Annotated in this window: 9 protein-coding genes and 2 pseudogenes; 6 read left to right on the top strand and 5 right to left on the bottom strand. The window is 38.9% G+C overall.

Features of this window, described 5'->3' with window-relative positions:
- Positions 1–68: 68 nt before the first annotated feature.
- Together AABK40_RS17945 and AABK40_RS23875 are read right to left on the bottom strand one after the other, a co-directional pair.
- A complete protein-coding gene (locus AABK40_RS17945; RefSeq protein ID WP_338398850.1) occupies positions 69–374 on the bottom strand; it encodes an ATP-binding protein in 306 nt (101 codons plus the stop codon).
- Positions 375–709 (bottom strand): annotated as a pseudogene (locus tag AABK40_RS23875) (ATP-binding protein); the annotation flags it as partial.
- A gap of 768 nt (positions 710–1477) precedes the next feature.
- Between AABK40_RS23875 and AABK40_RS17935 the strand changes: the two are divergent.
- A complete protein-coding gene (locus AABK40_RS17935) occupies positions 1478–3589 on the top strand; it encodes a hypothetical protein (RefSeq protein WP_338398852.1) in 2112 nt (703 codons plus the stop codon).
- Positions 3576–4859, top strand: coding sequence for a hypothetical protein (locus AABK40_RS17930; RefSeq protein WP_338398851.1), 1284 nt, complete (start codon positions 3576–3578; stop codon positions 4857–4859). The genes AABK40_RS17935 and AABK40_RS17930 overlap by 14 nt, the downstream gene beginning before the upstream one ends.
- A gap of 103 nt (positions 4860–4962) precedes the next feature.
- Here AABK40_RS17930 and AABK40_RS17925 read toward each other — a convergent pair whose 3' ends face one another.
- Together AABK40_RS17925 and AABK40_RS23870 are read right to left on the bottom strand one after the other, a co-directional pair.
- Positions 4963–5268: an ATP-binding protein gene (locus AABK40_RS17925; RefSeq protein WP_338398850.1), complete on the bottom strand. Its 306-nt coding sequence runs from the start codon at positions 5266–5268 to the stop codon at positions 4963–4965.
- Positions 5269–5603, bottom strand: a pseudogene (locus AABK40_RS23870) (ATP-binding protein); the annotation flags it as partial. It abuts the gene before it with no gap.
- 767 nt (positions 5604–6370) lie between these two features.
- On the opposite strand from AABK40_RS23870, the gene AABK40_RS17915 reads away from it, so the two are divergent.
- From AABK40_RS17915 to AABK40_RS23945, 3 genes are all read left to right on the top strand, one after another.
- On the top strand, positions 6371–8476 hold the full coding sequence (locus tag AABK40_RS17915; RefSeq protein ID WP_338398848.1) for a hypothetical protein: 2106 nt from the start codon (positions 6371–6373) through the stop codon (positions 8474–8476).
- Positions 8463–9740 carry a hypothetical protein gene (locus AABK40_RS17910; RefSeq protein WP_338398847.1) on the top strand — a complete coding sequence of 426 codons (1278 nt, stop codon included), beginning with the start codon at positions 8463–8465 and terminating at the stop codon, positions 9738–9740. Before AABK40_RS17915 ends, AABK40_RS17910 begins: the two co-directional genes overlap by 14 nt.
- A gap of 440 nt (positions 9741–10180) precedes the next feature.
- Positions 10181–10300 (top strand): family 1 glycosylhydrolase, encoded by a 120-nt coding sequence (locus AABK40_RS23945; protein ID WP_479681205.1) that lies wholly within the window; start codon positions 10181–10183, stop codon positions 10298–10300.
- 151 nt (positions 10301–10451) lie between these two features.
- On the opposite strand, the gene AABK40_RS17905 is transcribed toward AABK40_RS23945, so the two are convergent.
- Positions 10452–12650, bottom strand: a complete 2199-nt coding sequence (locus tag AABK40_RS17905; RefSeq protein ID WP_338398846.1) for an alpha-N-acetylglucosaminidase — start codon at positions 12648–12650, stop codon at positions 10452–10454.
- 139 nt (positions 12651–12789) lie between these two features.
- Here AABK40_RS17905 and AABK40_RS17900 point away from each other — a divergent pair, with 139 nt between their 5' ends.
- The gene (locus tag AABK40_RS17900) at positions 12790–14058 is read left to right on the top strand and encodes a hypothetical protein (protein WP_338398845.1); all 1269 of its coding nucleotides are present in this window, start codon (positions 12790–12792) and stop codon (positions 14056–14058) included.
- Positions 14059–14075 lie beyond the last annotated feature (17 nt).

Genomic DNA, 14075 nt, shown 5'->3' with positions numbered 1-14075 from the left:
TTTAACCACGAGAATGGGAGACTTAAAATCTTTTCTAAGACCAGTATTGTGTTCGCTTACCATTTACCTCACTTCACCATTTTCCCACTCTTCTTAAACTCTTTTACAATCGCATAATGAAGGTCATTTGCATTGATAATTTCTTTATTTTCAGCAAAGGCCTTAAGGATACAATATCTAACAATATTGTTAATGGCACCACCAGCTAATTCGTAATTGCTCGCAATTTGCCAAAGGTCTATTTCATCATGAAGCTTGAACTCTTTTGGGAAAGCTTTTTGCCAAAGCGTATGGCGCATCTCTTCATCTGGCATAGAAAAGTGAATGATGGACTGAAATCGGCGGTTGAAAGCCGTATCGATGTTACCTTTCAAGTTGGAGGCCAAAATTACCAGTGCTGGAAAATCCTCAATACGCTGCAAAAGGTAAGACACTTCCTGATTGGCATATTTATCATTTGAGCTGTTGGCCTGTGAGCGTTTACCAAAAATTGCATCAGCCTCATCAAAAAAAGAATCCAATTTTTGTCTTCGGCAATATCAAAAAGTTGCTTAAGATTTTTCTCTGTCTCACCTACCCATTTGGAAACTACCATACTCAGGTCCACCCGATATACTGGTAAGTTAAAAGTCTTGCCAATCAGCGAAGCCGTCAGAGATTTACCAGTGCCGGAAGGACCATAAAAAAGCACTCTATACCCTGGCTTCATTTTTTTCAATAATTGGGGATATGCCATTATTTTTTTCCCATGCTCCATCCACATAAACAATTCTTCCAGGCTTTCCTGCGCATGATGTGGCAACACCAAATCTTCCCACGCCATTTTGGTTTGGATTCTTGATGCCGGAAAATTGGTAGAATATTCCGGTTCGAATTCTTCACCTTGTAGCATGGACATTAGCTCCGCAGTGGGATATATTTGCCGGCTTGTGGGTGACTCCCTGGGATTGAGTGGTGAAAGTTGTAATAGATTGTGTCGGAATAAGGGGTTGGTGGGCTTGAAGAGGGGGAACAGATCTAAGCGTTCCTCTAAGGATGCACCAATAAGCAAAAAAAGAATGCTATCAATGGTCGGGTAGAATATGGGGCTTTCTCCTTTATTTATTCCACCAATCACACTGGAAAGGGCTCCATTGGTTTGCCTCATCCTATTTAGAGGATCATAAGTATTGGGAACGAGGAAAGGAGCAGCGGCACTAATTAGTACAAAATATTCAATAGGGTTAACTTTAAATGGCAAGCAACTTTTAAAGTTCGATCGGTTAAAGATATCAAGGATTGCCTCTTTTGACATCCCTAACAGTAGGCTACTGTCGTTTACCTCTTCCTTTGAAGCAAAGCACTCAGTGAGATGGTTTATCAACACCTTTATTTCTTCAGCAATCATTGATATAGAAAATAATAAATTTATCTTAAATTAATTTTAAGTCACATATTTAGTTATAAAAATGATATATTTAAACTAAACTTTAAATAAATGAGGACCAGAAGCCCAGATCGCCAAGTTGGCCCTGATTATAATCGCAACCAGCGCCAAAAAAATAACCAACAGAAACAAGTTACTAATTATGCGCCTATTGATTCAGAATTGTTAAACTCAACATCAAATGGCCAAATTGGTGCATGGTATAATGAATTGAATGTTGAGACGGAAACTATTTCCTCTGAAAAATCAGATACTGTATCAGAATCGTCCCCGAACGTTTACTATATTTTTGATAAAAATGCCATTATTAGGTCTGCGGAAAACAACTTTACTTCAACAGGGTCTAAAATTCCACAATGGTCTGCGGTGAAGGTGATCGAAACTTCAGCAAACGGAAAATACATCAAAGTTGAAAGTGTTGCCGATAGCACTCAGGTATGGTGGACTTCAAAATCTAATGCAGTAAAATCAATTACCTCTTCAGATTCAGCTAATTATAAAGTTTTATACAATGATGTTGATCTATTGACCGCTCCGGGTGAAAAAGAGGGCAATGATAAGTTAGAAGATAATTGCGATTACCAAATTTTGCAGTCCTTTACTTCCACCGAGGGGGATTATGCTCAGATTAAATATTCTGATGGGCAAGAGTCATTGGGTTGGATAAAGGATGCTTCTGCAAATTTGGCTACAGGAGCAGCGATAAGCCGAAGAGATACGATGGAGAAGCTGAAAAAGTACCTGGAAGATCAGCTGGAAACCGCTAAATCCAAAACGGGAGCGGATAAAATTTCTTTTGTACAGGGAATGCTGTATCAAATAGAACAATTTAGTGAGAATATAGCAAAGGATCCGCCAGTATATCCGGTGATCGCTAATTTAGATAGAAATCCTTCTTTTTCTGAAGCAGATGATACTGCCAAGGGAACTTTTGTACCGCATGAACTTACTGGAATAGTAAGAGGGTTTATTGAAATCACTGAATTTAAGCCGGTCGAAGAAGTAGATACAGTTTCGGAGGAGCCTACTGCAGTAGTTGAGGCTAACCAAAATGAGTCCATTTCCCCTTCAAGGGAAAATAATCCGCAACAGTTGGAAGCCCGATTGGCAGGTGACCTTAATGCACCCACCCTGGATCAGACTGCTGCTGAAGAACCCCAGCGCACTGTTGGAGGCTCTCGGCATAGTAACATTGATTGGAATTCTCGCCTGGGTGTTCCACAATACAGAACGCAAAGTGATAACCTATCAATCCCGGAAGCTACCTGTAATGTGACCGCCATGGCCATGACTTTGGAGAAATTAGGCAATAGCCGCTCCGATGTGATAACGGCCATAGAGGCTAAACTGGTGGAAGGGGTAGAGCATCCAAATTTGGTAAACTTGTGGGAAACGAAGGCGGAAGCGTATTTTATGGCGATAACGACTGCTGCGGGAACTACCAATTATAGAAAGCTTCGAGGAGGAACAAATGGGGGATTGGTTGGCAAAGAAAACGATTTAGCAAAGATTTTTAAAGATCATGGTCAAATGGAGGACTTGATTGATTTTTATCTATATCTACGGGAAGGGTCAACAGCGAAAAGAACAAGTATATTTACCTCTAAGCTCAGGGAGGCTATCCCTGAAGAGATTAACCATATTAAGTTTCAGGGGGGAGGAGCTTTTAGCCCAAAAATAATTAAACTTGATGGAGAAAATGATTCTGGCAAAAAAAAGCCACCATTACCATTTTCCGCAAAAGAGAAGGGGAAGATCAAAGATACCTTGGATAAAGGAGGGGCAGTTGTTTTAAGTATTAGGCATAAAGGTTTAGAGACATCAAGTCATATCGTTTCAGTGCAATCCATAACCTCAGAGGGCCTGATTGTGGGTGATCCTTATGGAAGGCATGCAGAAGATTATCGTTATGGGGAATTAGGTGATTTATATAAAGGAAAAGACCAAAGTGTAAGCAGAGTAAAATATAAGAATAAGTCAATTTATAATGAAAATGAAGCGGACTTAACTAAACGTGATTTCACCGCTGTCGCAGCACAAAACTTAGAGGAAAATGAGTCGAGAGGGAAGAATCAATTAATGAAATGGGAAATGTTTAACAAGAGCAAAAAACACCTCTTTGTGTTTTTTGTCAAATACATTGTATTATATGAAAAAAATTAGTTTACTTTTTACCTTATTATGTGTAAATATTAATTTATTTGCCCAGCAAAAGGAAATCAGTCTAAGGGAAGTGACGCTTAGTTTGCCTGATACAGTATATAAACAAATATCACGTGAAACTATTTTAAAGTTTTGGAAACTATTAGATAATAATGAATTAAAGGGTGATTTCAGGAAAGATCAAGAGCCAAGTTATTTTAGTCCAATAAGTCCTTATTATAATTGTTCAGGAAGTTTTGAGACAGCTTATGGTGGTCAAAATATTAATTGTCCTTTTGGATATTTTCCTGAAAATGAGCTATTGATTTTTAATGAAGAGATTCAAATAAAAATATTTCGGTTGTACAATCGGACAATTGTTGGGGTTAGTTCAAATGTTTCTACATTTACGGGAGTGCAGCAAAACTTGTCGTTGTTTTATGATTATAGAAATAATGAATTTTTAGACATAACTAACGATATTTTTACTGAACTTAACTTCAAAAATAACTATCCCTCTTGGTTTAGTGATTATTTTGGTAAAAGTGATAAGTTTGGTATTTTGACCTTTTCACCAATTAAGAATACACTATATTTTTCAAAACAGGATATGGAGTGGGACTATGTAGGCGACTCTTATTCCGAGAGTGATGCCGCTCTTTTTTTACTACTTGATTCTACGCATGTATATAATGGGGAATATTTCTGGAGGGAGTATGAACTTACGGAAGATGGTTTTAAACCATTAGGCGTATTACATCATCGACAGTTAGCACCAACTTTTGACTGGCAGAAGCAAATTGCAAAAAGAGAAAATCTGACTGTTAAAGATTATTTTTCTTTATTAACACAAGAGCAGGTTTACAAGGACTTTCCTGTTTTGGAAAGCAAAATGGATCGCGATAAATTGATTAATACATTGGATGCTAAAAATGGCTACCTTGAATTTGGAAAGCAAGGCCAGTGTGTTCTGTTTAAAGATAGAAAAAGAAAACAGGACATTATCGCCATAGAGCAAATTCCCTCTATCTCTGGATATCTTGAATTCCCTTTTCTAAATGGCTTTTTCTCTTTCAATAAGGAGCGGCAGGCATGGCAACTTGAACCAGTTTTTCCATATAAGAAAGTTTTTGGAGCACTTTGTCAAAAAATCGAAGATAATTATGTTGAATATCGCTTAAAACTCCCCCAGCACGGCACCACCATAATCGCCTATGTTGAGGATAATCCGGATGTTTTTGTTGAGGTTCAATGGGATGGGGAGAAGTTTGTGCTCCCGCTTGAAAAATAGGTACCGTCCTAAAATCTGTGTAAACCCTATTTTCCTTTAACCACGAGAATGGGAGACTTAAAATCTTTTCTAAGACCAGTATTGTGTTCGCTTACCCTTTACCTCACTTCACCATTTTCCCACTCTTCTTAAACTCTTTTACAATCGCATAATGAAGGTCATTTGCATTGATAATTTCTTTATTTTCAGCAAAGGCCTTAAGGATACAATATCTAACAATATTGTTAATGGCACCACCAGCTAATTCGTAATTGCTCGCAATTTGCCAAAGGTCTATTTCATCATGAAGCTTGAACTCTTTTGGGAAAGCTTTTTGCCAAAGCGTATGGCGCATCTCTTCATCTGGCATAGAAAAGTGAATGATGGACTGAAATCGGCGGTTGAAAGCCGTATCGATGTTACCTTTCAAGTTGGAGGCCAAAATTACCAGTGCTGGAAAATCCTCAATACGCTGCAAAAGGTAAGACACTTCCTGATTGGCATATTTATCATTTGAGCTGTTGGCCTGTGAGCGTTTACCAAAAATTGCATCAGCCTCATCAAAAAAAGAATCCAATTTTTGTCTTCGGCAATATCAAAAAGTTGCTTAAGATTTTTCTCTGTCTCACCTACCCATTTGGAAACTACCATACTCAGGTCCACCCGATATACTGGTAAGTTAAAAGTCTTTCCAATCAGCGAAGCCGTCAGAGATTTACCAGTGCCGGAAGGACCATAAAAAAGCACTCTATACCCTGGCTTCATTTTTTTCAATAATTGGGGATATGCCATTATTTTTTTTCCATGCTCCATGCACATAAACAATTCTTCCAGGCTTTCCTGCGCATGATGTGGCAACACCAAATCTTCCCACGCCATTTTGGTTTGGATTCTTGATGCCGGAAAATTGGTAGAATATTCCGGTTCGAATTCTTCACCTTGTAGCATGGACATTAGCTCCGCAGTGGGATATATTTGCCGGCTTGTGGGTGACTCCCTGGGATTGAGTGGTGGAAGTTGTAGCAGATTATGTCGGAATAAGGGATTGGTGGGCTTGAAGAGGGGGAACAGATCTAAGCGTTCCTCTAAGGATGCACCAATAAGCAAAAAAAGAATGCTATCAATGGTCGGGTAGAATATGGGGCTTTCTCCTTTATTTATTCCACCAATCACACTGGAAAGGGCTCCATTGGTTTGCCTCATCCTATTTAGAGGATCATAAGTATTGGGAACGAGGAAAGGAGCAGCGGCACTAATTAGTACAAAATATTCAATAGGGTTAACTTTAAATGGCAAGCAACTTTTAAAGTTCGATCGGTTAAAGATATCAAGGATTGCCTCTTTTGACATCCCTAACAGTAGGCTACTGTCGTTTACCTCTTCCTTTGAAGCAAAGCACTCAGTGAGATGGTTTATCAACACCTTTATTTCTTCAGCAATCATTGATATAGAAATAATAAATTTATCTTAAATTAATTTTAAGTCACATATTTAGTTATAAAAATGATATATTTAAACTAAACTATAAATAAATGAGGACCAGAAGCCCAGATCGCCAAGTTGGCCCTGATTATAATCGCAACCAGCGCCAAAAAAATAACCAACAGAAACAAGTTACTAATTATGCGCCTATTGATTCAGAATTGTTAAACTCAACATCAAATGGCCAAATTGGTGCATGGTATAATGAATTGAATGTTGAGACGGAAACTATTTCCTCTGAAAAATCAGATACTGTATCAGAATCGTCCCCGAACGTTTACTATATTTTTGATAAAAATGCCATTATTAGGTCTGCGGAAAACAACTTTACTTCAACAGGGTCTAAAATTCCACAATGGTCTGCGGTGAAGGTGATCGAAACTTCAGCAAACGGAAAATACATCAAAGTTGAAAGTGTTGCCGATAGCACTCAGGTATGGTGGACTTCAAAATCTAATGCAGTAAAATCAATTACCTCTTCAGATTCAGCTAATTATAAAGTTTTATACAATGATGTTGATCTATTGTCCGCTCCGGGTGAAAAAGAGGGCAATGATAAGTTAGAAGATAATTGCGATTACCAAATTTTGCAGTCCTTTACTTCCACCGAGGGGGATTATGCTCAGATTAAATATTCTGATGGGCAAGAGTCATTGGGTTGGATAAAGGATGCTTCTGCAAATTTGGCTACAGGAGCAGCGATAAGCCGAAGAGATACGATGGAGAAGCTGAAAAAGTATCTGGAAGATCAGCTGGAAACCGCTAAATCCAAAACGGGAGCGGATAAAATTTCTTTTGTACAGGGAATGCTGTATCAAATAGAACAATTTAGTGAGAATATAGCAAAGGATCCGCCAGTATATCCGGTGATCGCTAATTTAGATAGAAATCCTTCTTTTTCTGAAGCAGATGATACTGCCAAGGGAACTTTTGTACCGCATGAACTTACTGGAATAGTAAGAGGGTTTATTGAAATCACTGAATTTAAGCCGGTCGAAGAAGTAGATACAGTTTCGGAGGAGCCTACTGCAGTAGTTGAGGCTAACCAAAATGAGTCCATTTCCCCTTCAAGGGAAAATAATCCGCAACAGTTGGAAGCCCGATTGGAAGGTGGTCTTAATGTACCCGCTCAGGATCAGGCGGTTACTACGGAGAGTGCTGCTAAAGAACCCCAGCGCTCTGTTGGAGGCTCTCGGCATAGTAACATTGATTGGAATTCTCGCCTGGGTGTTCCACAATACAGAACGCAAAGTGATAACCTATCAATCCCGGAAGCTACCTGTAATGTGACCGCCATGGCCATGACTTTGGAGAAATTAGGCAATAGCCGCTCCGATGTGATAACGGCCATAGAGGCTAAACTGGTGGAAGGGGTAGAGCATCCAAATTTGGTAAACTTGTGGGAAACGAAGGCGGAAGCGTATTTTATGGCGATAACGACTGCTGCGGGAACTACCAATTATAGAAAGCTTCGAGGAGGAACAAATGGGGGATTGGTTGGCAAAGAAAACGATTTAGCAAAGATTTTTAAAGATCATGGTCAAATGGAGGACTTGATTGATTTTTATCTATATCTACGGGAAGGGTCAACAGGGGAAAGAGGAAATATATTTAGGAACGACTTCAACGAGGTTATCCCTGAAGAGATTAACGATATTAATTTTCAGGGGGAAGGAGCTTTTAGCGCAGAAAGAATTGATTTTGATGAAAAAAAGGGACCATTTTCCGCAAAAGAGAAGGGTAAGATAAAAGATACCTTGGATAATGGAGGGGCAGTTGTTTTAAGTATTAGGCATAAGGGTTTAGAGACATCAAGTCATATCGTTTCAGTGCAATCCATAACCTCAGAGGGCCTGATTGTGGATGACCCTTATGGAAGGCATGCAGAAGATTATCGTTATGGAAAACTTGGTGATTTATATAAAGGAAAAGGGAAGGACAAGAATGTAAGCAGGAAAAAGTATATGAATCAAGTGAATAATTTGTCAAGTCAAGATTTATCCCAACGTGATTTCACCGCTGTCGCAGCACAAAACTTAGAGGAAGATGAGTCGAGAGGGAAGAATCAATTAATGAAATGGGAAATGTTTAATGATAGCAAAAAACACGAAAAAGTGTTTTTTGCCAAATACATTGTATTATATGAAAAAAATTAGTTTACTTTTTACCTTATTATGTGTAAATATTAATTTATTTGCCCAGCAACAGGAAATTAGTCTAAGGGAAGTGACGCTTAGTTTGCCTGATACAGTATATAAAGGAAGATTACGTGAAACTATTTTAGAGTTTTGGGAACTATTAGATAATAATGAATTAGAGGGTGATTTTAGGAAAGAGCGAAGCTATTTTAGTCCAGTGAGCCCTTTTGTAAATTGTTCAGGAAATATTGGGCCAGCTGGTAATAGGTCTATTAATTTCCCTTTTGGATATTTTCCTGAAAATGATCTATTGGTTTTGGGCCGTGATGGGACTCAAATAAAAATATTTCGATTGTACAATCGGACAATTGTTGGGGTTAGTTCAAATGTTTCTACATTTACGGGAGTGCGGCAAAACTTGTCGTTGTTTTATGATTATAGAAATAATGAATTTTTAGACATAACTAACGATATTTTTACTGAACTTAACTTCAAAAATAACTATCCCTCTTGGTTTAGTGATTATTTTGGTAAAAGTGATAAGTTTGGTATTTTGACCTTCTCACCAATTAAGAATACACTATATTTTTCAAAACAGGATATGGAGTGGGACTATCTAGGAGACTCTTATTCCGAGAGTGATGCCGCTCTTTTTTTACTACTTGATTCGACGCATGTATATGGCCGAGAATATTTCTGGAGGGAGTATGAACTAACGAAAGATGGTTTTAAACCATTAGGCGTATTACATCATCGACAGTTAGCACCAACTTTTGACTGGCAGAAGCAAATTGCAAAAAGAGAAAATCTGACTGTTAAAGATTATTTTTCTTTATTAACACAAGAGCAGGTTTACAAGGACTTTCCTGTTTTGGAAAGCAAAATGGATCGCGATAAATTGATTAATACATTGGATGCTAAAAATGGCTACCTTGAATTTGGAAAGCAAGGCCAGTGTGTTCTGTTTAAAGATAGAAAAAGAAAACAGGACATTATCGCCATAGAGCAAATTCCCTCTATCTCTGGATATCTTGAATTCCCTTTTCTAAATGGCTTTTTCTCTTTCAATAAGGAGCGGCAGGCATGGCAACTTGAACCAGTTTTTCCATATAAGAAAGTTTTTGGAGCACTTTGTCAAAAAATCGAAGATAATTATGTTGAATATCGCTTAAAACTCCCCCAGCACGGCACAACCATAATCGCCTATGTTGAGGATAATCCGGATGTTTTTGTTGAGGTTCAATGGGATGGGGAGAAGTTTGTGCTCCCGATTGAAAAATAGCAAGATATAATATATGTTTAATGATCCATCCTTACGGTGGGCATGCAGTGGATTATCGTTATGGAAAACTAATGCTACAACCCTTAATAGTTAATGGTATTTTTTGTCCACAGATTTGTTTTAAGGAATCAAGGCGATTGATGATTAATCAAGGCCTTTTAGCCACCTGAATGACATGAGGCGTAATTAACTATAACTTTACCGTCTCCTTCTTTAGTGGCTTTTGATGGTCAGTCTGCAAAAATTGTCCCAGGCATTACGGTTGAAGCAAAAATTGATGGTCACAAATAAATCAATGGCCGAAAACGGAATATTGCAGTTAATTACCGTTATGAAAAAATTATTGAGGTGATTGTAAGCGAGAATGGTGCAGCATTTCCTGACGTCTTGGTTGGCGAGAAAGTAAATGATCTTTACCGATTGGATTACCTCAAAAATAGATTGATCAGGTTTGCAAGGCCAAAGAAGATGGTGTAAATGTTGACGACTACTTCGTCTGGACCTTGATGGTTAACTTAGAGTGGCCAGTGGGGGTTTACCATCATATTTATTTAACATAACGTTTATTATAAAAAATATTGAAATGAGCTAAAATATGTCTACACAGTTGTATAACTTGTTAAATTTTAGTTCATTATGAAATCAACGAAACGAATTTCCAAAAAATGGCCGTCAACTTTTCTGATGGCTATTTTTAAAATATTCATGACCTTATAATGCTTGGCTGATTTTGTATTTATGAATTAACTCCTTGGCAACCTTAATACTGTTACCTTGGGCTTTTGTGGGAAAATGATCTTTCTTCTTTGCCCATTGTCCACTGAAGGCGACAAAATCCAATGGTTCAATTTCTTTTTTATCGAAATTGGCTAAGGTGTGTTCAAAGAACATGAGCCAGCGCTTTTTATAATAATGGCTGATCAAGCCACTCCATTGTTTGTAGGCATAATCTTTTAACACATTGTTGCGGTCCGTTTCATTGCCCCAATAACTCACCAATGCACGGGCATTGAATTCGAAAAGGTCTTTTTCTTCAGGTGTACTACCTAATTTGCGCGCATCATCAATCCACTGTCCCAAAACAAATGCCTGTTGGGTTCCTAACAATCGATCCACATCGTCCATCAGTTCAAGGAAAGCATCGCTTTTACTTCTGAAAACTGCCTTATTTTTTTGCTGATATGCCTGTTTAATTTCTTGATATAAAACCAATGCTTGGTTGGATAAAACATCTCTCAAAACGACCGTAAGATCATATTCAAAAGTCTCGTTTGTCGGTATTTGACTCGAAGCTGTAAACAATAAATCGCAGGCTTGAGTTAATTTCTCCGTGTCATAATAGGTCTTCACATTTCCCCAAGGCGCACTCGATTTGATTTCAAAGGATGGTGTGGCACAAATGATGGGTTGACTTTCATCCCGCCCCCATTCACCTTTTGGTGCCACGGGACAACTGTAAACGGACTCATACAACAGTTTCCAGGCCTGATTTACCGATTCGTTTTCAGTACCGTATCGGGCGGTGGTATAGAATTTTAGCCACTGATCCACCTTCAGTGGGCTTTGTTCCCACGCTACATCATAGATCAAAGAGGTAACAACCTGATTGGGAATATGCCCTTCGGGTACGGTTCCGATACCCTGCATGTATTGACCTACTTTCGATTGCTGAGCTTCGATCGGCGCGGATGCGATAACGGGCAAGCGACCATAAAGATCCTCACGGTTGCCGAAGTTGCCGATCGCATTCCATATGAAGTTAAATCCACCAAAAGCCTCGCGGTATTTCCATGAAGGGATATTATCCGAAAAAAGATCCAAAATCAAAGTGTGCTCTTTGTCCAATTGTTTAAGCATAGCTTTCTTTGGATTGTCCATCCATCCCTGAATCACCCAGGTAGCCTTTGGATTTGCCTTGTGCATGGCCGTCTGAATGGCTTTTCCTGCGGTTTCGATATCAATGCCTTTGGTGTTTCCACCTTCATGAAAAGGATCTCCGCCGACTAATTCCAGTTTACCATAAAGATTGGTCATGGATTCATAATATTCCTTGGCCATTTTGGTGAATAAAGGATCATTCGGGTCAAGGAAGTCAGGGCGATAAAACCCACACCAATTCCCCCCAACGATGATATTGGCCTCGGGGAATTTTTTGGATAAAGTGCGAGGCACCATCCCGTAGAAACCATGGAAAACGGGCGTGATACCGAGTTGGTGCATTCTTCCCACGATTTTTTGTTGAAGGTCCGCACGGTTATCAATCCATGCCTGAGAGACATGCCCGCCGAATCCCTCCAGATTTCCCATCAGCCACCACGCCTGATAAGACGGGCCAGGAATAAAATCAAGAATTTCTTTCTGTGAATATCCATTTTTCTGAAGCACTTCTTGCCAAACTTTCTCCACTCCTGTCAAGGCGTAAGCCATATTGATTCCCTGAAGCGCCATGAGGTCAAGTTCTTTTTGCCACTCTTCCCAACCCCAAAAAGCCATGGAATAATTGAAGGTACAATAGTTCAAATAATGGCGGTATTTGAGATCGCATTTTTTCTTGAATTCCTGCTTTGGCAAAGGCAATTGCTCGGGCAATTGAATGTCATTGTACGGACGGGATAATTCCACATGGCAATATTTTCTGAGGTACTGTCCCAAGCCGTAAGAAAGGGCAGATTTACTGTTGGCCTCAATAATTACTTTCTGATCAGCTGAGGATTTTATCAAAAAATATTCTCCTTCTGATAAATCATCAGGAACTACTTTTAATATCAGTTGATCGGCTTGCTTACCCATAACGCGATGGGCGAACATTTCCATTTCAGACAGTTGTCCTGTCTTATGGTTGGAGGTACAGGCGTTCAAAAAAAGTGTACAAATGAACGCGAATAAAAGGAAAATATGATTTCTTTTCATTACAAAAAATTTAGGTTTTTACTCATAGAATCGATCTTCTCGGATCATGGATGAAAGGTAGGATTTGTAGAGATTATTTCAGTTATTCATCCTTGTACAGATACTTGAACACCAAATGAACACAGAATAATGTAGTCAAATGAAAAGGGAATTGATAGAGGATAAATTAAAAGAAAAGTTACTACAAAAGATTGAAGTAGAGCAGGTTGAATTGCTTTCCAATAGTGATTTTGAACGCTTGAGCCAATTGATTTTTGAGCGTACTCAAATCATGCTCAGTGTAACGACGCTAAAGCGGTTTTTTGGCAAAGTCAGTGTGAGCGAAAATTACAAAACCTCCAACAGTACCCTTAATACCCTTTGTTGTTTTGTTGGCTATAATAGTTTGGAGGAATTTCAAAAGGTGCATCGACCTGTTAAGCTTGATGTCAAATTGCCCCTGTTCAACAAGTGGTCTGTTTCTGCTTTGTTTTCCTCAATCCTAATTGTGGGACTGTATTTATTTTTACCAAACTCAGATCAAAGTACATTGGAAATTGGGGAACGAAAGCTAAGTGGTTCCTTCCCTTTCACGGTATCTTTCGATTATCAAATAAAAGGGCAAGATCAGTACTATGTAAAATTTGAGCAATACCACAGCCTTGAACCGCTATCAGACGATTATCAAAGAATATCGCACATTTATGAGTTTCCAGGCTTTTATAATATTCTTATTTATAAAAAACAGGGGGATGTAGAAAATTATCAGGTGGTCGATACCCTTCAGGCGCACATTCAGTACCCCGATTGGATGGGAGAAACCTATCATTCAGGAACAAAATCTGATGCCAAGCGGGTGTTGCAAGTAGATCATGATGGAGAATTAATGATTAGTCCCTCGCAGATAGCAAAAGTTGGGATGGATTCAAGTAGTTTATATTTCACCTCTATGATGTATTCCAAACCGATGCCTGTTGATTTGGATGACTTCAGTTTTGAAGGCTACCTGCAAATGGATACGCATCAGGATGAGGATTTCTGCAAGTGGATAGATTTGCAATTGACAGGTGAGTTTGGGCGAAAAATATGGTTGACCTTTGTGCCCGAAGGCTGTGATCGTTGGGCGAAGGTGGTTATCAGTGAGCATCAACGGGATGGCTACCATCATGACAATCAGGCATTCATGATCAATGACAAAATGAAGTGGCATCAGGTAAATATTCGAAGCAAGAATGGGTTGGTACAGGTTGATGTTGATGGTCAACAAATTCTTCAACAAAAATATACCCTTCCATTAGGTCAATTGATGGCAGTAAACTGTCGGGCAAATCGCAGTGGGAAGTTTAAGGGGTTGAAATTAAATGGTCAGTCAATAGAAAAAAACTTGATTGTCTTAGGTGAAGTTGAGGCAAAAAAAGAGGTCAGATGATTTCACCTGACCTCTAA

Source organism: Persicobacter psychrovividus, from assembly GCF_036492425.1.
Taxonomy (GTDB): Bacteria; Bacteroidota; Bacteroidia; order Cytophagales; family Cyclobacteriaceae; genus Persicobacter; species Persicobacter psychrovividus.
The sequence above is the reverse complement of the archived record's forward strand: the minus strand, read 5'-3'. Positions and strand labels throughout refer to the sequence as shown.